Source organism: Agrobacterium sp. LY4, assembly GCF_001526585.1.
In the GTDB taxonomy this organism is placed as follows: domain Bacteria; phylum Pseudomonadota; class Alphaproteobacteria; order Rhizobiales; family Rhizobiaceae; genus Agrobacterium; species Agrobacterium leguminum.
Genome location: NZ_ASYA01000043.1, coordinates 63,482 through 89,371, shown reverse-complemented (window position 1 = coordinate 89,371; position 25,890 = coordinate 63,482). Strand labels below are relative to the sequence as shown.

23 protein-coding genes, 1 tRNA gene and 1 pseudogene are annotated in these 25,890 nt (G+C 60.3%); 14 read left to right on the top strand and 11 right to left on the bottom strand.

Annotation, left to right across the window (positions count from 1 at the left end; translation table 11 throughout):
• Positions 1-36: 36 nt before the first annotated feature.
• Positions 37-939 (bottom strand): membrane protein, encoded by a 903-nt coding sequence (locus tag L904_RS22420; RefSeq protein WP_035263305.1) that lies wholly within the window; start codon positions 937-939, stop codon positions 37-39.
• Positions 940-1,145: 206 nt separating this feature from the next.
• On the opposite strand from L904_RS22420, the gene L904_RS22415 reads away from it, so the two are divergent.
• Positions 1,146-1,520 carry a PAS domain-containing protein gene (locus L904_RS22415; protein WP_035263291.1) on the top strand — a complete coding sequence of 125 codons (375 nt, stop codon included), beginning with the start codon at positions 1,146-1,148 and terminating at the stop codon, positions 1,518-1,520.
• 73 nt (positions 1,521-1,593) lie between these two features.
• Positions 1,594-2,094, top strand: coding sequence for a hypothetical protein (locus tag L904_RS22410; RefSeq protein WP_035263289.1), 501 nt, complete (start codon positions 1,594-1,596; stop codon positions 2,092-2,094).
• Positions 2,095-2,169: 75 nt separating this feature from the next.
• Here L904_RS22410 and L904_RS22405 read toward each other — a convergent pair.
• Positions 2,170-2,245: transfer RNA gene (locus tag L904_RS22405), tRNA-Ala, on the bottom strand.
• Between the two features lie 152 nt (positions 2,246-2,397).
• On the bottom strand, positions 2,398-2,784 hold the full coding sequence (locus tag L904_RS22400) for a TIGR02300 family protein (protein WP_003522472.1): 387 nt from the start codon (positions 2,782-2,784) through the stop codon (positions 2,398-2,400).
• 200 nt (positions 2,785-2,984) lie between these two features.
• On the opposite strand from L904_RS22400, the gene cmk reads away from it, so the two are divergent.
• Together cmk and rpsA are read left to right on the top strand one after the other, a co-directional pair.
• On the top strand, positions 2,985-3,644 hold the full coding sequence (cmk, locus tag L904_RS22395; RefSeq protein WP_035263287.1) for a (d)CMP kinase: 660 nt from the start codon (positions 2,985-2,987) through the stop codon (positions 3,642-3,644).
• A gap of 170 nt (positions 3,645-3,814) precedes the next feature.
• Complete coding sequence (rpsA, locus tag L904_RS22390; protein WP_003522474.1) at positions 3,815-5,515, top strand: 30S ribosomal protein S1; 1,701 nt, start codon at positions 3,815-3,817, stop codon at positions 5,513-5,515.
• Between the two features lie 239 nt (positions 5,516-5,754).
• Here rpsA and L904_RS22385 read toward each other — a convergent pair whose 3' ends face one another.
• From L904_RS22385 to L904_RS22370, 4 genes are all read right to left on the bottom strand, one after another.
• Positions 5,755-7,302, bottom strand: a complete 1,548-nt coding sequence (locus L904_RS22385; protein WP_035263285.1) for a hypothetical protein — start codon at positions 7,300-7,302, stop codon at positions 5,755-5,757.
• 254 nt (positions 7,303-7,556) lie between these two features.
• Complete coding sequence (locus tag L904_RS22380) at positions 7,557-7,865, bottom strand: hypothetical protein (RefSeq protein WP_035263283.1); 309 nt, start codon at positions 7,863-7,865, stop codon at positions 7,557-7,559.
• Between the two features lie 48 nt (positions 7,866-7,913).
• Positions 7,914-9,143, bottom strand: a complete 1,230-nt coding sequence (locus L904_RS22375; RefSeq protein ID WP_035263281.1) for a hypothetical protein — start codon at positions 9,141-9,143, stop codon at positions 7,914-7,916.
• An 83-nt stretch (positions 9,144-9,226) separates the two neighbouring features.
• Positions 9,227-9,853, bottom strand: a complete 627-nt coding sequence (locus tag L904_RS22370; RefSeq protein ID WP_035263279.1) for a ribonuclease D — start codon at positions 9,851-9,853, stop codon at positions 9,227-9,229.
• Positions 9,854-10,029: 176 nt separating this feature from the next.
• Here L904_RS22370 and L904_RS22365 point away from each other — a divergent pair, with 176 nt between their 5' ends.
• The 8 genes from L904_RS22365 to L904_RS22330 all read left to right on the top strand — a co-directional run bounded on the left by L904_RS22365 (position 10,030) and on the right by L904_RS22330 (position 18,520).
• Entirely contained in the window at positions 10,030-10,644 is a 615-nt protein-coding gene (locus L904_RS22365; protein ID WP_035263277.1) for a nucleoside 2-deoxyribosyltransferase, read from the top strand.
• Positions 10,641-11,390, top strand: a complete 750-nt coding sequence (locus L904_RS22360) for an SDR family oxidoreductase (RefSeq protein ID WP_031233481.1) — start codon at positions 10,641-10,643, stop codon at positions 11,388-11,390. The genes L904_RS22365 and L904_RS22360 overlap by 4 nt, the downstream gene beginning before the upstream one ends.
• A 553-nt stretch (positions 11,391-11,943) precedes the next feature.
• A complete protein-coding gene (locus tag L904_RS22355) occupies positions 11,944-13,131 on the top strand; it encodes a Xaa-Pro peptidase family protein (RefSeq protein WP_020809097.1) in 1,188 nt (395 codons plus the stop codon).
• A 119-nt stretch (positions 13,132-13,250) separates the two neighbouring features.
• Positions 13,251-14,855, top strand: a complete 1,605-nt coding sequence (locus L904_RS22350) for an ABC transporter substrate-binding protein (protein ID WP_020809098.1) — start codon at positions 13,251-13,253, stop codon at positions 14,853-14,855.
• 61 nt (positions 14,856-14,916) lie between these two features.
• Positions 14,917-15,924: an ABC transporter permease subunit gene (locus L904_RS22345; protein ID WP_003522483.1), complete on the top strand. Its 1,008-nt coding sequence runs from the start codon at positions 14,917-14,919 to the stop codon at positions 15,922-15,924.
• Positions 15,921-16,835 (top strand): ABC transporter permease subunit, encoded by a 915-nt coding sequence (locus L904_RS22340; RefSeq protein ID WP_003522484.1) that lies wholly within the window; start codon positions 15,921-15,923, stop codon positions 16,833-16,835. The genes L904_RS22345 and L904_RS22340 overlap by 4 nt, the downstream gene beginning before the upstream one ends.
• A 3-nt stretch (positions 16,836-16,838) precedes the next feature.
• Positions 16,839-17,678 (top strand): ABC transporter ATP-binding protein, encoded by an 840-nt coding sequence (locus tag L904_RS22335; protein ID WP_003522485.1) that lies wholly within the window; start codon positions 16,839-16,841, stop codon positions 17,676-17,678.
• Positions 17,675-18,520 carry an ATP-binding cassette domain-containing protein gene (locus L904_RS22330; protein ID WP_003522486.1) on the top strand — a complete coding sequence of 282 codons (846 nt, stop codon included), beginning with the start codon at positions 17,675-17,677 and terminating at the stop codon, positions 18,518-18,520. Before L904_RS22335 ends, L904_RS22330 begins: the two co-directional genes overlap by 4 nt.
• Before the next feature lie 50 nt (positions 18,521-18,570).
• Here the strand turns inward: L904_RS22330 and L904_RS22325 are convergent, their stop codons facing one another.
• The gene (locus L904_RS22325) at positions 18,571-20,040 is read right to left on the bottom strand and encodes a mannitol dehydrogenase family protein (RefSeq protein WP_020809099.1); all 1,470 of its coding nucleotides are present in this window, start codon (positions 20,038-20,040) and stop codon (positions 18,571-18,573) included.
• Positions 20,041-20,148: 108 nt separating this feature from the next.
• Entirely contained in the window at positions 20,149-20,823 is a 675-nt protein-coding gene (locus L904_RS22320) for a GntR family transcriptional regulator (protein ID WP_020809100.1), read from the bottom strand.
• A 231-nt stretch (positions 20,824-21,054) separates the two neighbouring features.
• Here L904_RS22320 and L904_RS22315 point away from each other — a divergent pair, with 231 nt between their 5' ends.
• Positions 21,055-22,173: a mandelate racemase/muconate lactonizing enzyme family protein gene (locus tag L904_RS22315; protein WP_020809101.1), complete on the top strand. Its 1,119-nt coding sequence runs from the start codon at positions 21,055-21,057 to the stop codon at positions 22,171-22,173.
• A gap of 187 nt (positions 22,174-22,360) precedes the next feature.
• Here the strand turns inward: L904_RS22315 and L904_RS22310 are convergent, their stop codons facing one another.
• Positions 22,361-23,383, bottom strand: a complete 1,023-nt coding sequence (locus tag L904_RS22310) for an LLM class flavin-dependent oxidoreductase (protein ID WP_003522491.1) — start codon at positions 23,381-23,383, stop codon at positions 22,361-22,363.
• Positions 23,384-23,518: 135 nt separating this feature from the next.
• Positions 23,519-24,435, bottom strand: a pseudogene (locus L904_RS22305) (LysR family transcriptional regulator).
• Between the two features lie 231 nt (positions 24,436-24,666).
• On the opposite strand from L904_RS22305, the gene L904_RS22300 reads away from it, so the two are divergent.
• Positions 24,667-25,875, top strand: a complete 1,209-nt coding sequence (locus L904_RS22300) for an ABC transporter substrate-binding protein (RefSeq protein ID WP_020809103.1) — start codon at positions 24,667-24,669, stop codon at positions 25,873-25,875.
• The last annotated feature ends 15 nt before the right edge of the window (positions 25,876-25,890 follow it).

Genomic DNA, 25,890 nt, shown 5'->3' with positions numbered 1-25,890 from the left:
TCTAGGACAAAGACATATTCTCATTGTGAGCATATGTCAATTGCGGGAGAGCGGCAGTTTCGTTCCGGAAAGGGCGCGTTCATCGAGAACGGTCTGTCGGAAGCGGAAGAGCTTTGCCGGGCGTCCGCCGGTTTCGGTGGCCATCTCGCCGGTCTCTTCCACCAGTTGCTGCTGTTCGATCAGCCGGCGGAAGTTCTGCTTGTGCAGCGTAAGCCCCGCCAGCGCCTCGATGGCGCGCTGTAGCTGCAGGAGCGTGAAGGCGTCGGCCATCAGTTCGAACACTACCGGTCGATATTTGATCTTGGCCCGCAGACGCGCGATGCCGGTGGCAAGGATGCGGCGGTGATCGGCAAACATCGGCCTGCCGAAATTGATCCGCGGTTCGCCCTGCGCCTCTTCGACCAGCCCGGCTTCATACAGCAACTCGTAACGCTGCAGGGTCAATTCCTCGTTCCAGCCGCCGCCATCGAGGCCGAATGTGAAATCGGCGCGCAAATGGCGCTGGCTTTTTGAGGCGGGATCGGAATCCGCCCAGGCGCGCAGCCTGTCGATGATGCCCCCTAGAACTTCCGGGCGTCCCTGACGGTGATCCTCCCAGGGGAAATATTCGTACCAGCCGTGCCAGAGCGGGCGTTTGCCGCCGGAGGCTTCCTGTTCGCGAACCAGCCCGAGATAACCGATGGAGATGGTTCTGCCGCCTAAAATGTCGTTGTTGCGGTCGCGATCGGCAAAAGTATAGAGCTGTTCGAGATAACCGACGGGGTGATGGGTCTGTTCGTGAATCCATTCCCGCAAGCCGCTCTGGAGCGTTCTGTGCCCGAATTCGAACGGTCCCGACGGAAGCGCTGCGCCTTCCCGAACGGTCATGACCCGCGGCTCATCCGTGGTGATGGCGGTGACGACGGCGATGAGTTCGGCATGGGCAAGCCCGATGGTCACGGCGGCTCCTCTGGTCGTTGGCGCAAGATCAATCTTCTTTGGCACAGGAAGGTTGCTTCGCCAACATGGCGGCCGAAAAGGGCTGTCGATAAGTAGTCTGACTGAAAACGGGACGCCATCAGACAAAAGGATGAATTCTTGTGGTTAGTCGTCCGTCATCTGATATGTTACAGACCCGCACGAGCATTTCAGACTGTAGAAGGCCGATGTTGGAAAACATATCTCTCGAAGAGACACTTGTGGGTTACTACACCTGGAATGTCGGGCAAAATCTGGTTTATCTGGATGCCGTGGCCGCCCGCCTGCGCGAATTTTCGCCGGAAGAAGCCGCCTGTGGCATTCCGGTCGAAGATTTCATCGCGCAGATCGAAAGCGACTCGCGGGCGCGTGTCGCCAAGGCGGTCTATAATTCGCTGACAAATGGCGTGTTTTATGATCAGGAATACCGCATTGAGCTCAAAGTTGGCGGTTTCCGCTGGCTGCGGACAACGGGGCGGGTGATCCTGGATGGCGACCGGATCCCGATCATGGCCATGGGCACGGTGCGTGATGTCAGTGCCGGCAAGATTTTATTGATGTGATAAGCGGCGGACCTCTTCGCGAGGCGGCGGCCGATCGATTTTAATTCGTTCATTGTTTTGATGTTGCGGTGACATGGTCCGGCAGATCGCAATTTTGCTGTTTCAGATCGTTCTGGCCATTGGCCTCGGTATAGCCGGCATCCGCATCGCCTCGCTCATCAATGGCGAGGCAACCCCGGCGCCAGCAGGCCTTGCGGCCAATACGGAACTGCTTTGGACGACCTCGCCGGTGCGGGTCGATCCGCGTAGCCAAAATTACGAGCGCATTCCGACGCCTCCCGATCTTTATCCGCTGAAAATGCATGCGGACCAGCGCCTGCGCGTCATCTCCAGCAGCCGCTTCACTTTCAAGGGCCAGGAATTCCGCCTCGCCGGCGTGGAGGATGTTGAGCGCAACCGCGTCTGCACCGGCCCCGACGGCCGCCGTTACGCCTGCGGCCTCAACGCCTTCAAGGCGCTGGAGAACCGGCTGCGCGGCAGATATCTGGAATGTCGGACGGTGGAGGAAGGTGGTGCCGGCGGTTCCGTGGAGTGCCGGATCAACGGGCAGGATGTGCGGGCGCTGCTGCAATAGGCGATCGGATCGAACGGCTTGCGAGATGCGCAAGAGCCACTGGCCGAAGGGAAGGTATTTTTGTCTGGGAAGGTTTGGTGGAGCTAAGCGGGATCGAACCGCTGACCTCTTGCATGCCATGCAAGCGCTCTCCCAGCTGAGCTATAGCCCCATAAGGGTTCCGGCATTTCTTCCGGTTCCGGGAACCGAAGCGGTTGTTGTTCCGTTCGGTGGCGGCTTACTACTGCGGCTTTCCGACGAGTGCAAGCATAAAAAACGGCCCGGCGTCATTTTTTTGTCGTCGGGCCGAATTATCAAGTAAAATCAAGCTTCTTCGTCGTCGCCCGATACGCCGATGATGCCGGACATGTCGTCGTCGTCATCTTCGTCGTCGGTTTCGAGGAAGGTGTCGTCGTCGTCATCAATTTCGACGTCATCGTCGTCGCCGAGATCGGGGATATCGTCGCCGTTGTTGTCGCCATCGGCATCTTCCAGCGAGACGAGTTCGACTTCCGTGTTTTCGGTATCGACTTCCGCCACTTCCTCTTCTTCAGCCTGCTCCATCTTGGCCTGGGCGGTGCTTTCCTCGAAGAAGGAGAGCGGCCAGGACTTGCCGGTGTAGGGAGAAACGACCGGATCGCGGTTCAGGTCGTAGAACTTCTTGCCGGTATCGGGGTCTGTGCGCTTGGTACCAAGTTCCGCTTTTGCCACTGTCTAAGCCTCAAATTGTCGAATGAGTTTCGGTGTGTACGCCGTAAAACCGGCATAGACGGTAAAATTTATAGCCGGTCCCCTTAATCGTTGCGCTCTTTCGTGTCAAAGACAAACTTCGGGTGCCGCCTGCCTCGGCGCAACCCCTATGCGGGGATGCCGATATAAATAGGAAGGTGTTGCGCACTCTAATTATATGAATGACGAATGCACAGGCGGAAAGCTTCATGACCTTCACGATCGCCATAGACGGGCCGGCTGCGGCGGGCAAAGGAACCCTGTCGCGCAGGATTGCCGAGACCTATGGTTTCCACCATCTCGATACCGGCCTGACCTACAGGGCGACCGCCAAGGCGCTTCTGGATGCGGGCCTGCCGCTCGATGATGAGGCCGTGGCTGAGAAGATCGCGCTGGAAGTCGATCTTGCGGGGCTCGATCGCGCCGTTCTTTCCCGGCACGATATCGGTGAGGCCGCATCCAAAATCGCGGTGATGACGCCGGTGAGGCGTGCGCTCGTGAAGGCGCAGCAGCGTTTTGCCGCAAAGGAGCCGGGCACGGTGCTTGACGGACGGGACATCGGCACGGTGGTGTGCCCTGAGGCGCCGGTGAAGCTTTACGTCACGGCCTCTGCGGACGTGCGGGCGCGACGCCGTTACGATGAAATTCTGGCCAATGGTGGCAGCGGCGATTATGATGCAATTTTCGCTGAAGTGAAAAAACGCGACGAGCGCGATATGGGCCGCGCCGACAGCCCGTTGAAGCCGGCTGAAGACGCGCACTTGCTAGATACGTCGGAAATGAGTATAGAGGCGGCGTTTCAGGCCGCGCGGACGATCATCGACGCCGCCCTGAAGAGATAGGTTTCTCGCGGAACGGCTTCCTGCCGTCTGCGTTTAGTCCGGAATTGCCCGAAGACATGTCCTTGCGCCGGAAAGCCTTTTGAAAAGGCGGGCATGGGGTCGGGTATCAACAACACTAGCCCACCGGCGCTTTTGTATTCGCCATAGCGCGGATGCAATCAGGAGATTTCATGTCAGTATCTACCCCCACGCGCGAAGATTTCGCAGCGCTTCTCGAAGAATCCTTTGCCTCCAACGATCTTGCCGAAGGCTATGTTGCCAAGGGTATCGTAACGGCAATCGAGAAGGACGTTGCCATCGTCGACGTCGGCCTCAAGGTTGAAGGCCGCGTACCGTTGAAGGAATTCGGCGCGAAGTCCAAGGACGGCACGCTGAAGGTCGGCGACGAAGTCGAAGTTTACGTCGAGCGCATCGAAAACGCTCTCGGCGAAGCCGTTCTGTCGCGCGAGAAGGCTCGCCGCGAAGAAAGCTGGGTCAAGCTCGAAGCCAAGTTCGAAGCTGGCGAGCGCGTCGAAGGCGTTATCTTCAACCAGGTCAAGGGTGGTTTCACCGTCGATCTGGACGGCGCTGTTGCCTTCCTTCCGCGTTCGCAGGTCGACATCCGTCCGATCCGCGACGTTACCCCGCTGATGCACAACCCGCAGCCCTTCGAAATCCTCAAGATGGACAAGCGTCGCGGCAACATCGTTGTTTCGCGTCGCACGGTTCTCGAAGAGTCGCGTGCCGAGCAGCGTTCTGAAATCGTTCAGAACCTCGAAGAAGGCCAGGTTGTTGACGGCGTCGTCAAGAACATCACCGATTACGGTGCGTTCGTTGACCTCGGCGGCATCGACGGCCTGCTGCACGTCACCGACATGGCATGGCGCCGCGTCAACCATCCTTCGGAAATCCTCAACATTGGCCAGCAGGTCAAGGTTCAGATCATCCGCATCAACCAGGAAACCCACCGCATCTCGCTCGGCATGAAGCAGCTCGAGTCCGATCCGTGGGATGGCATCTCCGCCAAGTACCCGGTTGGCAAGAAGATCTCCGGTACGGTCACGAACATCACCGACTACGGTGCATTCGTTGAGCTGGAGCCGGGCATCGAAGGCCTGATCCACATTTCCGAAATGTCCTGGACCAAGAAGAACGTACATCCCGGCAAGATCCTGTCCACGAGCCAGGAAGTCGACGTTGTCGTTCTCGAAGTCGATCCGTCCAAGCGCCGTATCTCGCTCGGCCTCAAGCAGACGCTGGAAAACCCGTGGCAGGCATTTGCCTACAGCCATCCGGCCGGCACTGAAGTTGAAGGCGAAGTCAAGAACAAGACCGAATTCGGTCTGTTCATCGGCCTCGAAGGCGATGTCGACGGCATGGTTCACCTGTCGGATCTCGACTGGAACCGTCCGGGCGAGCAGGTCATCGAAGAGTACAACAAGGGTGACGTCGTCAAGGCCGTCGTTCTCGACGTTGACGTCGAGAAGGAACGCATCTCGCTCGGCATCAAGCAGCTCGGCAAGGATGCTGTCGGCGAAGCCGCTTCTTCCGGCGACCTGCGCAAGAACGCAGTCGTTTCCGCTGAAGTCATCGGCGTCAACGATGGCGGCATCGAAGTGAAGCTCGTCAACCACGAAGACCTCACCTCGTTCATCCGTCGCGCTGACCTTTCCCGTGACCGCGACGAGCAGCGCCCCGAGCGCTTCTCGGTTGGCCAGGTTGTCGACGCCCGCGTCGTCAACTTCTCGAAGAAGGACCGCAAGGTCATGCTTTCGATCAAGGCTCTGGAAATCGCTGAAGAGAAGGAAGCCGTCGCACAGTTCGGTTCGTCCGACTCGGGCGCTTCGCTCGGCGACATCCTCGGCGCGGCTCTGAAGAACCGCGGCGAATAATCGCTCCTATCTTTGAAATGAAGAACCCGCCGGAATTTCCGGCGGGTTTTTTGTTGGGTTCAACGGGCCTTGCCCGCTTGAGCGCGAAGGGTAAGGCTTCTCTCGACGTCATCCTCGGCCCTGTGCCGAGGATCTAATCACGTCGAATAAAATCAATCGGTCGCAGATCCTCGGGACAGGCCCGAGGATGGCGTCGGCGTGATTGGCGCGACTTACATTCCAATCTGACCACGCCGAATTCAGAGCATGCCGCTCATCTTCAGATAATAATTTTCCGCGCTGTCGTCGGAAGCCACCGCCGCCGGGCTTTCCTGCGTGTCGATCCCGTCATTGGCGGCGATGCGCTCTTCTTTTTCGTCCTGACCGTCGGAATTATCAGCGCCGGCTTCGGCCTCGCCGTCCTTCTCATCCTCGGAAAACGGGCCGCCTCCGCGCGGCGGCGTTTCCGATTCATAGTCCTCATCCGCCGGCGGATAGGCGACGAGCGGCAGCGGTGTGCCGTCTTTTACCAGAGCCGCGGCGATCAACGATTGCGAAGCCGATTGCTCCAGCATCGCCATTCTCGCTTCCGGGTCCAGCATGGCCCGCGGCAGCGGTTGGGTTTCGGGGCGATGGGCCGCAGTTTCCGTTTCCTCACTCGAGGGGCGGGCAGCGGCTGTTGCGAGGGCCGATTTTTCGGCGGGCTGATCATCGGACGGTTGCTGCGTAACACCCTGCGGCGCGGGCGGAGGCTCTTGCGTGCCGGTCGGCTTGAGCGGAAGTTTGCCGGCGGTGGCGGCAAGCAGCAGGCTGTTCACGGTCTCGGCGTCGTCTGCGAACAAACCGGATGGCGGGGTAAGGCCCGTGCGGGTTTCTTTCTGCTCCGGCTTCATCGTCTCCCGATGCGGAAGGGCAGGGCGGGCTTCGCCGGTCTCAGCGCGGAGCGGATTTGCCGGGCGGGCCTCGGCCGACACTTCCTTCATCACGCTGCCGGTTTGTGGCGGAAGCGGACGTACCGCGTTTTCGGCTCTTCCATCCGGCCTTGCGGCAACGGTCGGCGTATCATGTGTGTCGGCAGGCGGAGTGGAAAGCGTGGGCCGGTGGTCCAGTTGCGCCGTTAGCGCCGCCACCGTTGCTTTCATCGCTGCGCCACTGAGGGCGAGCGGCCCGATGAGCAGCGGCAGGAGCCGGCTGACGGTGGCGGAATTTGCCGCCTGCGCTGTCGCGGCCGGAGACGGGCGAGCTTCCGCATTCTGGCTCTGTGCGTTCTGCTGTTTCGGCTGGGCCGATTGCGCAGGGGCAGGATTGGAGGAATTGTTCTGCTGATAGGAGGAAACCACCGCCTTTGCCGCAAGATCCGTTCCCTTGTAACGGGAAAGCTCGATCAACAACGCGAGGCGGGCAGCATCCGGTCCGGTCGGCTGTTTCAGGATTTCGGCAAGCATCGAAAGGGTCAGGCCCTGCAGGGCCTTGCCGACCTGCTGTTCCAGCGCCAGGCGTTGTGGCGCGGGCAGGGTGCGGAGCGCCTCCGTCAGCCGCGTCACGTAGGTCTCTATGGCTTCGCCATCCCGCCGGGGCAGGTTCATCAGCTTGCCGAGCGCTTCCGCCAGAACGGCGGTGCTGCGCGAGAGCTGAAATTCGCTGGTAAGGGAGGCGATTGCCGCGCGGGCAAAAAGGCTGCTGTTTTCAGGGGCGGGAGTGTTCGGTTGCGGCGGTGCAATCTGTTTCACCTGCTCGCGCGGTGTCAGTGAAACCGTGGTTCCATAGGCGGCATCGGTTGCCGCAATTTTCGGTACAGGCGGTAACATGCTGCGCTCCGTTTCTATCGGTGACCGCCGCTGGCTGCGAAAGGGCCAATCCCCATTGGCTCTGTGATCCGCATCTGGCTTGAATGTTGAAAAATCGCCGCGCCGGTGATGGACAGGTGTCATCTCGCCCGCTCATGCGGGAGCGCCGTATACGCCTCTGGCCGCAATGCCGGTTGCAGCGCATACAGAATCATCAAGCTCAATCTTGGCTTGCAGATATTAAGATTTGGCTAACCAAGGAATTGCGCGTCCGGTCAGGGCGAAACGCCGATGAACATGCGGTAAAGACCGTTATCGTCGGAATTGACCGAGGAAATATGGTCGGGATCGCTGGGCGCCGTCTCAAAAGCTTCCGGCGGCATGGCATCGAGCCAGCTTGCCTTGGGAAGATTTCGTTCCGGTTGAATGTTCACCGGGTCGATGAGGCTGTCTTCCTCAGCGGGCGCGGTGAAGGCCGCATCATCCGGAATAAGCGACGGGGCGGCCATGGATAGCAGCGCCTGCGCGGCATTGGGTTCGGTGTCGTAAACGGCGCTGCCGGATAGGCCGGAAATATCGGTCATGTCTGAACTCACATCATGTTTCGCTCAAGTGACGATCGGAAGCGGCAATCATGCCGCCTTTTTCTTCAGCAGTTCATAAAGGCCATTGTCGTCGATCGAGATCGGCAAAATGGCGTTGCGGGTGTCTTCGACAAGCGCCTGCGCATCGAGCAGTTTTTCGCCGTCGTCTTCCGCATCGGCCGGATCGGCGCCCGCGTCTGTCTCCGCCGGCTCATTTTCGTTTTCCGCCGGGGCGGCTTGCTCAGCAGGCGCAGCCGCAAGCACGGCGATCAGGGCCGTTTCCGACGATGTGTCGGTCGGCGCCTGCGGATCGACGCCTTCCGTTTTTTCGTCGCCGGAAGCATCGATATGCTCCTTCACGACGTCCTGAAGCTCCTGCACGTCTTCAAGCTTGCCCTGCGCATCGCGCGCCTGGATATCCTGTTCCCGCTCGGCCTTCACCTCGGCATCGTTGATTTCGCCGATACGATCCTTGCCGCGTTCGGCCTGCAACTCTTCCCTGGTTTTGGGATCGGCGACATCTTCGAGACGCTGAATGACCTTCAGGGTTTCACGCGTCATGAAGCGGGTGCCCCGCGCCTGTTCGTCCAAGGCCTCCTTCACGGCGCGCGCCTCATCGCCATAGGGGTTGGCGATGGCGGAGATCATCTGACGGGCGGAGACGCCGAGTTGTTTGAGGCCGGTCGATTCTTCCAGATCGTCGACGTTTTTCGGCAGGGTCGCGCGTGCCGCCATGATGGCTTTCGACATCTGCTCGCCGAAATCCTCTTCCGTGCCTGTGAGGCCTGCACCCTTTGCGATGCGGGCGGCAAGGGCGGCCATGGGATCGGTCTTGCTGTTGACGCCATTGTTCAGCACGTCCACGACCTCAGCCTCCGAAACACCGAAGGATTTCAGGGAAATCTTCGTGGCTTTCCCCTGCGCATCGGTTTTTTCGAAGCTGTCTGTCAGGGTCAGCGCATCCTGAAGTCTTCGTGCGAAGGAAAAGCTCGATTCGTCCTTTTCCTGTGTGATGCCCAGCGCGGAGGAAAAACGGGAGACAAGCGAGGCGAAAGCATCGGCATCCGGCTTCATGACGCCGAAGAGATAGGCGCTTATCTTCTCATTGGCGGCGCGCTGGCTTTCATCCGGCTGCGGGTTTGTCTTGACCGCATCGTCCTTTTTGGTGCCGTTGGCCTTTTCCTGCTCTTCGCGCTGGCGTTCCTCGATGGTTTGGACCATCGAGCGCATGAGGTCGCTGACTGCAATGCCCGCCGTCTGCTGTAGCGGAGTAATCATCCCTCAAAGTCCCCGGCCGCCAAAGTTGCGGCCGAGAATAGGCAATTCTGGTAAATCAGTGCTTAAACCAGATGCGGGCTCGCTCAGCTATGGGCGAAAATATCGGTTTCCTCCCAGCCGAGGAGGTCGAGCTTCGCGCGCGTCGGCAGAAAGGCGAAACAGGCGTCGGCGTGGTCGAGGCGGCCGTCACGCACGAGACGACCTGTCAGCTTGTCGCGCAGCGCGTGCAGGTGCAGCACGTCGGAGGCGGCATATTCGAGCTGCGCCGGCGACAGGGTCTCGGCCGCCCAGTCGGAAGATTGCTGTGCCTTGGAAATATCGACTTCCAGCATTTCCTTGAGGTTATCCTTCAGCCCGTGCCGGTCCGTATAGGTGCGGGTCAGTCGCGAGGCGATCTTGGTGCAGAAGACCGGCGTGGTCGTCACGCCGAAGGTGTGGAACAGGACGGCGATATCGAAACGGCCATAGTGAAAAATCTTCTGGCGGGCGGGATCGGCAAGCATCCGCACGAGGTTCGGCGCTTGCCTCTGGCCGGCGGCGATGCGTATGACGTCCGCCGTGCCGTCGCCCGGCGAAAGCTGAACGACACAGAGGCGGTCGCGGCGCGGCACCAGTCCCAGCGTTTCCGTATCGATTGCGATGGCGCCGGTGTAACGCGCGGCATCTTCGGCGGAAATATCGCCTTCGTGGTAACGGATGGGTGCTGCCATGTCCTGCTCCAGAAATTCCAGTTTCTTGCTCCGGCTATAACGGAAAGAGCGGCGGGACGATACCGTTTTATCGGCTCGTCCGGTGCGTCACGCTGCATGCCCTTGGCACTTGCCTTTGCGAAAGTCCCCGGGTTAGGGTCGGGAAATCCTTTCCTGACAAATCGCATGAATTCCCGATGACAAAGAAAATCTATCTCGCCGGACCGGAAGTCTTCCTCCCGAACGCGCGCGAAATGCTCGACCTCAAGGCCTCGCTGGCGCGGGAAGCCGGTTTCACGCCGCTTTCGCCGGGCGATCTGCAAATTCCGCCGGCGGATACCAGGGTCGGTCACGGCTGCAACATCAATGCCGTCGATGAGCGGATGATGCTGGAAGCGGATGCGGTGATCGCCAATCTCACGCCGTTCCGCGGCATCGCCGCCGATACGGGAACCAGCTATGAGCTGGGCTTCATGTGCGCGCTGGGCAAGCCGGTTTTCGCCTATACCAATGTCGCGGCCAATCACTTCGCCCGCATCAAGGCGCATTATGGCGGCGTCGCCACCCTGGATGAAACGGGCCGTTATCGCGGGCCGGACGGGCTGTCGATCGAGAATTTCGACATGGTCGACAATCTCATGCTGCATGGCGGGATTTTGCGGCGCGGCGGCATCATCATCGTTGGCGATGCTCCCGAAGAGGCTTTGTATACGGATCTCGAGGCCTATAGGCGCTGTCTCGCGGCGGCGGCGGAAAAGTTACTGACACCGATTGACCCTGAAAAAACCAATAGAGTGGAGGCATCATCATGAGCGGAACCATCCTCATCACCGGCGCGACATCCGGCTTCGGACAGGCCACGGCGCGGCGCTTCGTCAAGGAGGGTTGGAAGGTCATCGGCACGGGCCGGCGGGCGGAACGGCTGGAGGCGCTTTCCGCCGAGCTCGGTTCCGCCTTTCATGGCCTCGCCTTCGATATCACCGACGAGGAGGCGACAGGAAAGGCGCTGTCCGGATTGCCGGAAGGCTTCCGGGATATCGACGTTCTCGTCAACAATGCCGGTCTTGCACTTGGCACCGCGCCCGCACCGCAGGTGCCCTTGAAAGACTGGCAGATCATGGTGGACACCAACATCACCGGTCTCCTGAACATCACCCACCATCTGCTACCGACGCTGATCGGGCGCAAGGGTATTGTCGTCAACCTCTCGTCTGTGGCCGCGCACTACCCCTATACGGGCGGCAATGTGTATGGCGGTACCAAAGCGTTCCTGCGGCAGTTTTCGCTCGGCTTGCGTTCCGACCTGCATGGCAAGGGCGTGCGGGTGACATCCATCGAGCCCGGCATGTGCGAAACGGAATTTACGCTGGTGCGTACCGGCGGCAATCAGGAAGCCTCGGACAATCTCTACAAGGGCGTCAATCCGATCACGGCTGACGATATTGCCAACACCATCCACTGGGTCGCCTCGCAGCCCAAACATATCAACATCAACAGCCTCGAACTCATGCCGGTCAACCAGTCCTTCGCCGGTTTCCAGGTCTATCGGGACAGCTGATTTTCCCGCGATTTTGGGGAGTGCTGAAAAACCGGGCAGGAATTTTCGAGCTATGCAGAAATGCAATGCTGCATTGCGAGACTTGCTCTGTTAAAAATCACGGATACCGCTATATTCAAATCATCGAAGCGACGCACTCCTCCTCCCAGCGTCGCTCGATGTGGATCGGTGGTACTCCTCCTCCCAATCACCGATCAAGTTTGAAGCCTGCCGCACCTCCTCCCGCGGCAGGCTTTTTCCTTTTCTGGGCGTCTTTTCCTTGAATATTTTTGGCCGTTTACTTCCCGTGCACCGGCTCGGTGCTGAAGACGGTCCGCAGTCTCCCCTTGGATTTCCGGGGGGGGTTGAATTTCCGCGTCAAGGCAACGAATGTTGAAATCAGGCGTGCGTCGATCACATTTTCGTTATGTCTAGATAAATTTGCACAGTTTTGTGGTGGCGTGCCCTGCCGGGCCATTGCTTACCCCCCGCCCTGTGTTTAAGCATGGGCAAAAGAACGCTTGGGAGGTTGTCGGCACGCCTGTGTCTGCGACCCGAAAGCGGCGGGGAGAGAATGGCAGACTTTCAAGAGGCGCTGAAGCGGTTTCAGCCGATCGCGGTTTCATCGATCGCTGAAGACGAGCTCAGGTTGCGACTACGCGGCCTGCAGGCGCGAATGATCCAGCAAAATATCAAGGCGGTCTGGCTCGATGCATCATCGTCGCTGACCTATTATACCGGCCTGTCGCTTGGCCTTTCCGAGCGCATTCACGGCGCCCTGGTACCGGCGGAAGGTGTGCCGGTCTATGTCAGCCCGACCTTCGAGGAGCCGAAGCTTCAGACGCTCATCCGCATTGCGGGTGAGGTTGCCGTCTGGGAAGAGGATGAAAGTCCCTTCGACCTGATGGCAAGACGTATCGGTGACTTGAGCTGTCCCGGTCATCTTGTCGCCATCGATCCCGCTACCCCCTTCGTCTTCGCATCGGCCCTCATGCAGCGTCTTGAAGGGCGCATCATTTCCGCCCAGCCGATGATCGTCGCCCAGCGGCAGGTCAAATCCGCAGCCGAGATCGCCATCATCCAGACGGCGATGGACGCGAGTTACGGCGTGCAGAAGGCCGTGTTCGAGGGGCTGCGTCCTGGTGTTTCCACCACGGAAGTCGCTGATTTCGTTAATGCGGCTCATATCGCCCTTGGCCTGAAGCCGCTTTTCGTGGCGGTGCAGTTCGGCGAGGCGACGGCCTATCCGCATGGCGTGCCCCATGCGCAGACGCTCAGCGAAGGCGATATGGTGCTGGTCGATCTCGGCGGCATTCTTCACGGCTATCGTTCCGATATCACCCGCACCTATGTCTTCGGCAAACCGACGGAACGGCAGCGTTTCCTCTGGAACGCCGAGCGCGACGCGCAGGCGGCGGCCTTTGCCGCAGCCAAAGTCGGCGCTGCCTGCTCGGATGTGGACAAGGCCGCGCGCGACAGCCTGAAAGCGGCCGGTTTCGGCCCGGATTACCAGCTTCCCGGCCTGCCGCACCGCACCGGCCACGGGCTTGGGCTGGATATTCACGAAGAACCCTATATCGTTGCAGGAAATGCCACGGCGCTGGAGCCGGGCATGTGTTTTTCCATCGAGCCGATGCTGTGCGTTTATGGCGAATGCGGCGTCCGTCTCGAGGATATAGCCTATATGACGGAGGCGGGACCGCGCTGGTTCTGCCCACCGGAGAAGAACCTCGACCGGTTGTTTCAGCCGGTCGCCGGGTAATTGGTCGGGAGGCAAAGGACCGAACGGCGACACGGGGCTCCCGCGTCGCTGCTGACCAGAAGAGGTAGGCCCCCGGATGGGGCCGCAGGAACTCAGAAAAAGAGGGAAAGGACCACCAGATGAAAACGCTGACCCGCAGTTTGCTTATCGCCTCTGCGATTGCGATCACTTCCGCCATGCCCGCCATGGCGAAGACCTTCGTTTATTGCTCCGAGGCATCGCCGGAAGGCTTCGATCCGTCGCCCTACACCGCTGGCGGCACCTTCGACGCTTCCGCGCATCCGGTCTACAACCGCCTGACCGAGTTCAAGAAGGGCACGACCGAAGTTGAGCCCGGCCTTGCCGAGAAATGGGAAGTTTCGAGCGACGGTCTGGAATATACCTTCCACCTGCGCAAGGGCGTGAAGTGGCACTCCAACGACAAGTTCACGCCGAGCCGCGAATTCAACGCCGATGACGTGATCTTCAGCTACGACCGTCAGCGCGATGCGAAGAACCCGTGGAACCAGTATATCGCAGGCATCACCTACGAATATTTCAACTCCATGGAAATGCCGTCGCTGATCAAGGAAATCGTCAAGGTCGACGATTACACCGTCAAGTTCGTGCTGACGCGTCCGGAAGCGCCGTTCCTCGCCAACATCGCCATGCCTTTCGCCTCCATCGTATCGAAGGAATATGCCGATACGCTGGAAAAGGCCGGCACCAAGGAAGACTTCAACAACCTGCCGATCGGCACGGGCCCGTTCAAGTTCGTCGCCTATCAGAAGGACGCGGTCATCCGCTACCAGAAGAACGCCGACTACTGGGGTGAAGCACCGAAGATCGACGACCTGATCTTCGCGATCACGCCGGACGCCGCCGTTCGTCTGCAGAAGCTGAAGGCCGGCGAATGCCACCTGATGCCTTATCCGGCACCGGCTGACCTTGCCGCCATCCGCGCCGATTCCAACCTCAAGCTCGATGAACAGTCGGGTCTGAACGTCGCCTACTTCGCCTATAACACGACCGTTGCGCCTTTCGACAAGCCGGAAGTCCGCAAGGCGCTGAACATGGCGATGAACAAGCAGGCGATCATCGACGCCGTGTTCCAGGGTGCCGGTCAGGTTGCCAAGAACCCGATCCCGCCGACGATGTGGTCCTATAACGACAGCATCAAGGACGATGCGTACGATCCGGAAGCGGCCAAGAAGGCTCTCGAAGCCGCTGGCGTCAAGGATCTGTCGATGAAGATCTGGGCAATGCCGGTTCAGCGTCCTTACATGCCGAACGCACGCCGCACCGCCGAACTCATCCAGGCGGATTTCGCCAAGGTCGGCGTCAAGGCCGAGATCGTCTCCTATGAATGGGGTGAATACCTCAAGAAGTCGACCGAAGTGAACCGCGACGGCGCCGTCATCCTCGGCTGGACCGGTGACAACGGTGACCCGGACAACTTCATGGGCGTTCTGCTCTCCTGCGCTTCGGCAGGCGAAGGCGGCACGAACCGTGCGCAGTGGTGCAACAAGGAGTTCTCCGAGCTGATTTCCAAGGCGAAGCAGGCGACTGACGTTGCCGAGCGCACCAAGCTTTACGAGCAGGCGCAGGTGATCTTCAAGGAACAGGCTCCGTGGGCGACGCTTGCGCATTCCACGCAGTTCGTTCCGATGTCCGCCAAGGTTTCCGGCTTCACCATGAGCCCGCTTGGCGACTTCACCTTCGAAAACGTCGACATCGCGGAATAATCCCAAACAACGGACGCGCGGAAGGACCCTGTTCTTCCGCGCGTCTTTTCAGGAAAAAGCCATGATCCGGTTCATTCTCGGCAAACTTCTCTATCTCGTTCCGACATTTCTCGGGATCACCTTTGTCGCCTTCTCCTTCGTGCGCGTCCTGCCGGGAGATCCCGTGCTGCTGATGGCGGGCGAACGCGGCATTTCACCCGAACGGCATGCGCAGCTTGCCGAACAGCTCGGCTTCAGCCAGCCCATCTGGCAGCAATATCTTCATTTCCTCGGACGGCTGCTTCAGGGCGATCTCGGCAATTCGCTGGTCACCAAGAAGCCGGTTCTCACCGAGTTCCTGTCGCTCTTCCCCGCGACGGTCGAGCTTGGTCTCGTCGCCATCATCATCGCAACCTTGATCGGCGTGCCGGTCGGCGTCATCGCCGCCATCCGTCGCGGTTCCTGGTTCGACCAGATTTCCATGACGACCGCGCTCGTCGGCTTCTCCATGCCGATCTTCTGGTGGGGGCTGCTGCTCATCATCATGTTCTCCGGCATCCTGCAATGGACGCCGGTGTCGGGCCGCATCTCGCTGATGTATTTCTTCCCCTCCGTCACCGGTTTCATGCTGATCGACAGCCTGATTTCGGGCCAGAAGGGCGCCTTCGCGTCGGCCTTTTCGCATCTCATCCTGCCCTCCGTCGTGCTCGCCACCATTCCGCTGGCGGTGATTGCGCGTCAGACGCGCTCGGCCATGCTGGAAGTCATGGGTGAGGATTATGTGCGCACCGCCCGCGCCAAGGGCATGTCGTCCGCCCGCGTCGTCGGCATTCATGCGCTGCGCAACGCCATGATCCCGGTCATCACCACCATCGGCCTGCAGATCGGCGTGCTGATGGCTGGTGCCATCCTGACTGAAACCATCTTTTCCTGGCCGGGCATCGGCAAGTGGATGATCGATTCCATCTCGCGCCGTGATTATCCGGTCGTGCAGAGCGGCCTGCTCCTGATCGCGGGTCTGGTGATGATCGTCAACCTGCTCGTCGATCTGACCTATGGCCTCATCAATCCGAGGATCCGTCACAAATGACCGATGTGACCACCACCCCCGGCGTCCGCCTTTCGGACGCCGCCATCCGCCGCCGGATGCTTGCCGATTTCTGGTTCTATTTCCGCCAGAACCGCGGCGCCGTCATCGGGCTTGCCGTCTTCATCCTGCTTGTGCTGGTGGCGATCTTCGCGCCCATCCTGGCCCCGCATGATCCGACACAACAATATCGCGATGCGCTCCTCGTCCCGCCGGTCTGGCAGGAAGGCGGCCGCGCCGGCTTCTTCTTCGGCACCGATGCGGTGGGCCGCGACATGCTGTCCCGCCTGATCTACGGTGCGCAATATTCGCTGTTCATCGGCGTCGTCGTCGTCTCCATCGCCCTTGTCGGCGGTATCGTCATCGGTCTCGTCGCCGGCTTCTTCGGCGGCTGGGTGGATACCGTCATCATGCGCGTGATGGACGTCATCCTGGCGTTTCCGTCGCTGCTTCTGGCGCTGGTTCTGGTGGCGGTCCTCGGGCCGGGTCTCACCAATGCCATGATCGCGATTGCCATCGTCTACCAGCCGCATTTCGCGCGTCTGACGCGTGCTGCGGTCATGAGTGAGTTGAGACGAGAATATGTCACCGCCGCCCGCGTGGCCGGCGCCGGCAATATCCGGCTGATGTTCAAGACCATCCTGCCGAATTGCCTTGCGCCGCTGATCGTTCAGGCAACGCTTTCCTTCTCGTCCGCGGTTCTCGATGCCGCCGCTCTCGGCTTCCTCGGCATGGGCGCGCAGCCGCCCGCTTCCGAATGGGGCACGATGCTGGCGGAAGCGCGTGAATTCATCCTGCGCGCCTGGTGGGTCGTGACCCTTCCGGGCCTGACGATCCTGATCTCGGTGCTCGCCATCAACCTCATGGGTGACGGCCTGCGCGATGCGCTCGATCCCAAACTGAAGCGGAGCTGAGCGATGAGCCTGCTGAAAATCAAGAACCTCACCGTCAAATTCGCCACCGCCACCGGAGCGTTCACGGCCGTCAACGGCATCGATGTTTCCGTGGACAAGCACGAGGTGCTGGCCATCGTCGGCGAGTCCGGTTCCGGCAAGTCGGTATCGATGCTCGCCGTCATGGGGCTTCTGCCCGATACCGCGACGATCACCGCCGACGAGATGACCTTCGATGGCAAGAACCTTTTGGCCATGTCGCCGCAGGAGCGCCGCAGGGTGATCGGTCGCGAGATCACCATGATCTTCCAGGAGCCGGTCGCCTCGCTCAACCCGTCCTTCACGGTGGGTTTCCAGATCGAGGAGGTTCTGCGCCTCAATCTCGGCATGAGCGGCGCTGCTGCGCGTGCCCGCGCCCTGGAGCTGTTCCGGGCTGTCGGCATTCCCGAGCCGGAAACCAAGCTCAAGGCCTATCCGCACCAGATGTCGGGCGGCCAGTGCCAGCGCGTGATGATCGCCATCGCTATCGCCTCCAAACCGCGCCTGCTGATCGCCGACGAGCCGACCACCGCTCTTGATGTGACGATCCAGAAGCAGATCCTCGATCTGCTGATGAACCTGCAGGCGGAATATGGCATGGCGCTGATCCTCATCACCCATGACATGGGCGTGGTGGCGGAAACCGCCGACCGCGTCGTCGTGCAATATAAGGGCCGCAAGATGGAGGAGGCGGATGTCTTGAGCCTCTTCGAAGCCCCGCAGCATCCCTATACCAAGGCACTGCTTTCGGCCCTGCCGGAAAATGCCACCGGCGACCGTTTGCCCACGGTTTCCGATTTCTTCGGCAAGGAGGGCGTTCAATGAGCATCGTTGTCGAAGGCAAGGGCATTACCCGCGACTATCATGTTCCCGGCGGCCTGTTCGGCGGCGCCAAGACGGTGCAGGCCCTGAAGGGCATCGACTTTACCGTCGAGCGCGGCAAGACGCTTGCCATCGTCGGTGAATCCGGCTCCGGTAAATCGACGCTTGCCCGCATCATCGCGCTGATCGACCCGGCGTCCGGCGGCGAACTGAAGATCGAGGGCAAGCCGGTCGATATCGCCAGGCGCCGTCCCGATACGGAGATGCGCTCCAAGGTGCAGATGGTGTTCCAGAACCCCTATGGCAGCCTCAATCCGCGCCAGAAGGTGGGCGACGTGCTGATGGAACCGCTGGTCATCAACACCAAGATACCGGCTTCCGAGCGCCGCGAGCGGGCCGAAGCCATGCTGGTGAAGGTCGGTCTCGGTCCTGAGCATTTCAACCGTTATCCGCACATGTTCTCCGGCGGCCAGCGCCAGCGCATCGCCATTGCGCGCGCACTGATGCTGAACCCGGCGCTGCTGGTGCTGGACGAGCCGGTCTCCGCGCTCGATCTTTCGGTGCAGGCGCAGGTGCTGAACCTTCTCGCCGACCTTCAGGAAGAATTCGAGCTGACCTATGTTTTCGTCAGCCACGATCTTTCGGTGGTGCGTTACATCGCCGATGATGTGATGGTCATTTCGAAGGGTGTGGCGGTGGAGCAGGGCACGCGCGAGGAACTCTTCGCCGACCCGAAACATCCCTATACCCGCCAGCTTTTCGCCGCGACACCGATCACGGATGTCGATGCCATCCGCGCCCGCGTGGAACGCCGCAAGGCGGCACGGCTGGCAGCGACAGCCTGAAGACTGACGACCGAGGTTAAAAACAGGCCGGATTTCCGGCCTGTTCTTTTTCAGGACTTCAGGAAACGCGCGATTGCCGCAAGCGCGCCGTGTTCCCGAATGTCACGATAGGCGGCTTTCAGGGCTGGGACGAAGGTTTCGTTCCTGGGCAGGTCGCTGCCAAATGTGCGCTCGAAAGTCAGAAAACGGTCGACGACCGCATCCGGCGCCATTGCCAGTTGATCCGGCGCATCCCACTCCTTGAAAGCGGGATCGAGAATGGTGATCGGCTGCCCCTTTTCATTCTTGTCCGCGCAGGACCTGATCCAGAGCGCGACGGCGAAAATGACCGTCCGGCTTTCAGCCTTCTCCGCAAGCAATTCACGCAACGGGGCGAGAATGCGCAGCGGCACTTTCTGCGATGCATCGGAGGCGATCTGCATGGTCTTGTGCTGCAATGAGGGATTGGCGAAACGCTGCCGCAGGCCGGCTGCGAATTCCGCACCGTTGACGGCGGGATCGAGCGTCCGTTTGATCTCGCGCCAATAGGCGTCGATGAAATCGCGCACGGGCTTTTCACCCCAAGCATCCGCCACCGTCGCAAGGCCGGCAATCTGGCCGATGGCGGCGATGGCGCTGTGGGAGCCGTTCAGCATTCTGAGCTTCATATGCTCGTATGGCTCGACATTGCCGACGAATTCCACGCCTGATTTCTCGAGCGCCGGCCTTCCATGCGGAAAACGGTCCTCAATGACAAAACGGAAATAGGGTTCGGCCACCACCGGCCAGGCATCGCTGAGGCCGAGTGTGGTCGAAATCTGCTCGCGGTCCGCATCCGTGGTGGCGGGAACGATCCGGTCCACCATCGAGCAGGGGCAGGCAATATTGGTTTCGATGAAGGACGCCAGTTCCGGATCGGCCAGTTCCGCAAATTCCAGCAGCAGCTTTTGCAGCACATGGCCGTTGGCGGGCAGGTTGTCGCAGGACAGGAGCGTCAGGGGCCGGGAATCCTCCTTGCGCCTGCGCCGTGTGGCGGCAAGGATGAAGCCGAAGATGGAGCGCGGCCGCTCCGGGTTTTCGAGATCATGGACGATATCGGGATGATCGCGCAGCAGGCTGCGGGAGGCGAGATTGGTCAGGTAACCTTTTTCCGTCACGGTCAGGGTGACGATGAGGACGCGCGGATCGGCCATCCGCTCCACCAGCCGTTCAGGCTCTTCCGGGGCGACGATGGTTTCGAGAATCGAACCGATGATGCGCAGGCGCTCGCTCTCACCGTCTCGCAGGCAAAAGGTGTAGAGATTATCCTGCGGCTCGATGGCGTCGCGCGTATCCGGGCTGCGCAGCGATGCCGCGACGATGCCCCATCGGGTTTCGCCGCGATTAAGGCAATCGTCGATGAAAACCGCCTGATGCGCTCGATGAAAGGCCCCGACGCCGAGATGGACGATGCCGGGCGTGACGCTTTGACGGTTATAGGCGGGTGTCGTGACGGATTGCGGCAGGCGGGGCAGGGTTGCAGCGTAAAGCCGGTCTGTCATCGATGCGAAATCCCCATGCGGAACGGGACGATAGTGGCTCGCGCCCCTCTCATTGCGACGTCCGGCTTGTGGCGCATCATGTCAGTTCCTCCCCTATATGCGGAATGATCAGGCGCCGGCCTCTTTGAGCAGCCGGACCTGGCGCAGCGTATTCTGGCGGCTGCGCTCGAGATGCCGCCACAGGGCATCGACGATCTGGGCCTTGCTGCCGGCGGCGATGGCATCGGCGATATTCTGATGCTCCTCGACCGAGCGGGCGTAGTCGCCGAGGATCGAGACGAAAACCGTGTGGGTCTGGTCGAGAATGCGCTCATGCGAGCCGGAAATGACCGGAATGCGCGCCGCCGACACAAGGGTCGTATGGAAGCTGCGGTCGTAAAAAAGCGCTTTCGATAATTCGTCGAGCGTCGAGCCTTTGGCGAATTCGCGATGTTTCGCAAGGCTTTCCAGCAGTTCCGCGTGCAGCGCTCCATCCAGTTGCCCGGCGTCGAAGGCCACTTCCACCGCGCCTTTTTCGAGCAGCATTCTGGCGGCGTAAAGTTCCTCCACGTCCTCCACGGTGAAATCGCGCACCACCATGCCGCGCCGGGAGGAATTGACCACCAGCCCATCGGCCTCGAGTTTCAGGCAGGCTTCCTTGACCGGCGTGGGGCTGATGCCGAGATCGGCGGCAAGCTCATTGGGCAGCAGGCGTTCGCCGCCGCGCAATCTGCCGCTGACGATGCGTGCGCGCAGTTCCTGATGCGCCTGTTCGGCGAGCGTGACTTTGACCAGAGAGTTCATGGCGGCATCATTGCCCAGCTTTAAAGGGCTGGCAATGGCTGAATATTAAAAATAAAAAATTTTTTATTTTACAAAGGCCATTTTTGCTTTAGCTCTATCCGTCAGCGGAAGCCGGCTGCTGGAGGAGGGCGGTCTGGCAATTTCCCCAAAGCCATCTTCGCGGCCCATGGTCGCGGGGACGCGGCGTCTATTCCTCCCCGTAAGCAATCAGCAATCGAGGAATGACCGATCATGAAAATTACCGCCGTCGAACCTTTCATCCTGCACCTGCCGCTGACATCGGAATCCATTTCCGATTCCACCCACAGCATCACCCATTGGGGCGTCGTCGGTGCAAAGATCACCACCAGCGATGGCCTTGAGGGCTATGGTTTTACCGGCACCCACGCGCATCTGCCGTCGGACAGACTGATCACATCCTGCATCAGCGATTGTTACGCGCCCTTGCTTCTGGGGGAGGATGCGTCGGAGCATTCGAGGCTGTGGACGAAACTGGCCCGTTATCCGGCGCTGCAATGGGTCGGCAGGGCGGGCATCACCCATCTGGCGCTGGCCGCAGTTGACGTTGCGCTCTGGGACCTGAAGGCGAAAAAGGCGGGCGTGCCGCTCTGGCACTATCTCGGCGGCGCGCGCACGGCGGCGGTGGAGGCCTATAATACCGATATAGGCTGGCTTTCCTTCACGCTGGAGGATTTGCTCGCGGGCAGCGCAAGGGCGGTGGAGGAGGATGGGTTCACCCGGCTGAAGATCAAGGTCGGGCATGAAGACCCGAATATCGATATTGCCCGCCTTGCGGCAGTGCGCAAGCGTGTCGGTTCGTCCATCCGCATTGCCATCGACGGCAACGGCAAGTGGGATTTGCCCACATGCCAGCGTTTCTGCGCGGCGGCGAAAGATCTGGATATCTACTGGTTCGAGGAGCCTCTCTGGTATGACGATGTGACGAGCCATGCGCGGCTGGCGCGCAATACGTCGATTCCGATTGCGCTCGGGGAGCAGCTTTACACGGTGGATGCGTTCCGCTCATTCATCGATGCCGGTGCGGTTGCCTATGTCCAGCCGGATGTGACCCGACTTGGCGGCATCACCGAATATATTCAGGTTGCCGATCTCGCGCTCGCCCATCGCCTGCCCGTGGTGCCGCATGCCGGTGAGATGAGCCAGGTGCATGTGCATCTGAGCTACTGGCACCCGGCTTCGACCATTCTCGAATATATTCCGTGGATCAAGGATCATTTCGAAGAGCCGATCCATGTGCGGGACGGTGTTTACAAACGCCCGGAGCGCCCCGGCGCCAGCACCACGCCGCTGGCTGAAAGCTTCGCCCGTTATGGCAAGGCGGTGAAATGAGCAGGGGTATACAGCCCGGATTTTAAGGGATGGAAAGCACGTCCTCCGTCATGCCGGACTAGATCCGGCATCCAGCCACGGCGCGTCTGCGCCGTGAAAAGAGTCTTTCGCGATCAAAGACTTGATCGCGCTGGGCCCAGGATCAAGTTCGGGGTGACGGAGTGTGGATGATGCAATTTTTCCAAATTTAGCGCCAGCCGAGAGCCGGCGCCACCTGCTTCAGGATCGTCTCGATCACATGGGCGTTGTAATCGACACCCAGCTGGTTCGGTACGGTCAGAAGCAGCGTATCGGCCTCAGCGATGGCCTCGTCGGCTTTCAACTGTTCGATCAGTTTTTCCGGCTCGGCGGCATAGCTGCGCCCGAAGATCGCGCGCGTCTTGTCGTCGATATAACCGATCTTGTCGTCGCCTTCGTTGCCGTAACCGAAATAGGACCGGTCGCGGTCGTTGACGAGAGCGAAGATGCTGCGGCTGACCGACACACGCGGCTCGCGTGTGTGGCCTGCTTCCTTCCATGCTTCCCGGAAGGTGCGGATCTGCTGGGCCTGCTGGACATGGAAAGGCTCGCCCGTCTCATCCGTCTTCAGGGTGGAGCTTTGCAAATTCATGCCGAGCTTTGCCGCCCAGACCGCCGTTGCATTGGAACTCGAACCCCACCAGATGCGCTCGCGCAGCCCTTCGGAATGCGGCTCCAGCCGCAAAAGGCCGGGCGGGTTGGGGAACATCGGGCGCGGATTCGGTTCAGCGAAACCTTCACCTTTCAGAAGCTCGAGAAAGACTTCGGTGTGCTGACGCGCCATGTCTTCTTCGCTCTGGCCCTCGGCCGGGCGGTAACCGAAATAACGCCAGCCATCGATCACCTGCTCCGGCGAGCCGCGGCTGATGCCGAGCTGCAGGCGGCCGCCGGCGATGAGGTCGGCCGAACCGGCGTCCTCCGCCATGTAGAACGGGTTTTCATAACGCATGTCGATGACGCCGGTGCCGATCTCGATCTTTTTCGTGCGCGCGCCGACGGCAGCCAGCAGCGGAAAGGGCGAGGCAAGCTGGCGGGCGAAATGGTGCACGCGGAAATAGGCGCCGTCGGCACCCAGCTCTTCCGCCGCGACGGCGAGGTCTATCGATTGCAGCAGCGTGTCCGCAGCCGAGCGGGTCTGCGACTGGGGCGAGGGCGTCCAGTGGCCGAAGGACAGGAATCCGATTTTTTTCATGATGACCTTCCAGATGTCGGAGGATGCCGGTCTTCACCAACCGGCTTCGTTGTTGTCAGTCATATAGGCTGGCACGCGCATCCTCCAACCGGCCGCGTGTAGACACGGTGTCGCCGAAATGTGAACGATGGCTGTTCAGACCATCGTCCTGCGGTCGAGGATGAAGAGTTTTTCATGCGCGCGCGCCGTGGTGAGAATGAAGTCCATCAGCGAGCGTACACGCGGCACATTGGCAAGGTCTTGATGGCTCGTCAGCCAGTAGCCGCGCCGTAGTTCCACCTCACCGGCAAGCACCATCTGCAGGTCCGGGAAACGCGCGGCAATGAAATTCGGCAGGATGCACAGGCCCCGGCCGCTCAGCGTGGCCGTCAGCTGCGCGAAAATACTCGATGACTGAAAGCCCGGACGCAGGCCGGGCAGCACGTCGCGCATATAGTCGAGACCCGGCGAGAAGATCAGGTCCTGCACGTACCGATGAAGAAATGATCGAGCAGGTCCTCGCGCTTGGTGATTTTCGGCCGCCCGGCGAGATAGGAACGCGAGGCATAGATATGCAGCGTATAATCGATGATCTGTTCGTTGATATAGGGACCGGCTTTCGGTGGGTCGAGCGTGACCGCCACATCGGCCTCCTTTCTCGATAGCGCCATGATCTGCTGGATCGTCACCATTTCCACCATGATGTGGGGATGGGTGATGGCGAAGTCCTTCAGCCTTTCAACGAAGAAAAAATTGGAAAAACCTTCCGGTGCGCTGAGCCGCACCACGCCGCGCAGCAGGCTGCCGCTTTCGGAAATATCCGATTGCAGCCTTTCGGCTTCCGCCTCGATACGCTCGACCGTATCCACCAGCCGCCGGCCGACGGTCGTGAGTTCATAACCGCGCGGGTTTCGCTCGAACAGCTTGGTTTTAAGCGAAAATTCCAGCCGGTCGATATGGCGCGAGACGGTGGCGTGGCTGGTGCGCAGGCTTCTGGCTGCCGATGAGAGCTGCCCGGTGCGGGCCACGGCCAGAAAATATTGCAGGTCGTCCCAGGTGAAAGGGGTGGCCATTTTCGTCTCCCATCAAGAGTTCTGTTCAAAAATGAACAGTTCCTGTTCGCAATTTGATGATGCCCCGCTCTTGTGTCAACGGCCGAATTCGAGAAGTCTAGGCTCAGGATGCATCGCTTTGAGGAGAGCGGTGTGACCGTTCAGGTGCAAGGGCATGTAGGTCCCCCACGCGGTTCGTTCACCGTTGCACAGACAATCTGAGGCTCGCAATCATCTCTGGGAGGAGAAGTCATGCGCAAGAGTATTCTTTTATCCACGGCCATGGCGCTGGCCGCTGGCACCGCCGCTTATGCCGCCGAGATTTCGGACGGCAAGGTCAAGATCGGCATTTTGAACGACCAGTCGGGCGTCTACGCCAATTTCGGCGGCAAATACTCTTATGAAGCCGCGAAGATGGCGGTCGAGGATTTCGGCGGCAAGGTGCTCGATGCGCCGGTGGAAGTGGTGACCGCCGACCACCAGAACAAGGCGGATGTGGCCTCCAATATCGCCCGCCAATGGTACGATACCGAACAGGTCGATTCGATCATGGAACTGACCTCGTCGTCGGTCGGCCTTGCCGTGCAGGCGCTGTCCAAGGACAAGAAGAAGATTACCGTCAATACGGGTGCGGCAACCACCGAGCTCACCGGCAAGCAGTGCAGCCCCTATGGTTTCCACTGGGCCTATGACACTTATTCGCTGGCGGTCGGCACCGGCGGCGCGCTCGTCAAGCAGGGCGGCGACAGCTGGTTCTTCCTGACCGCCGACTACGCCTTCGGTTATTCGCTGGAAGAAAATACCGCCAATTTCGTCAAGTCCAATGGCGGTAAGGTTCTGGGTTCCGTGCGCCATCCGCTCGCCACGACGGATTATTCCTCCTTCCTGCTGCAGGCGCAGTCCTCGGGCGCGAAGGTCATCGGCCTTGCCAATGCCGGTCTCGATACCTCCAACGCCATCAAGCAGGCAGCCGAATTCGGCATCGTGGCCGGTGGCCAGCGGCTTGCGGCGCTTCTCTTCACGCTCGCCGAAGTCCACGGTCTCGGTCTCGAAGCGGCTCAAGGGTTGACGCTGACGGAAGGTTTTTATTGGGACCGCGACGATGAATCGCGTAAATTCGGTGAGCGATTCAAGGAACGCACTGGCGCCATGCCGAACATGGTTCATGCCGGCACCTATTCCGCCGTGCTGCACTACCTGAAAGCCATCGAAAAGGCCGGCACTGACGATGCCGATGCCGTCGCCAAGGCCATGAAGGAAATGCCTGTCAACGACGTCTTCTCGAAAGACGGCCATGTGGCCGCCAACGGCCGCATGATCCATGACATGTATCTCATGGAAGTGAAGAAGCCGGACGAAAGCAAGCAGCCGTGGGATTATTACAAGGTACTTGCCACCATCCCCGGCAAGGAAGCCTTCATGGACCCCGCAAAGAGCGGCTGCCCGCTGGTAACGCAGTAAAGAAGAATAAAAAGG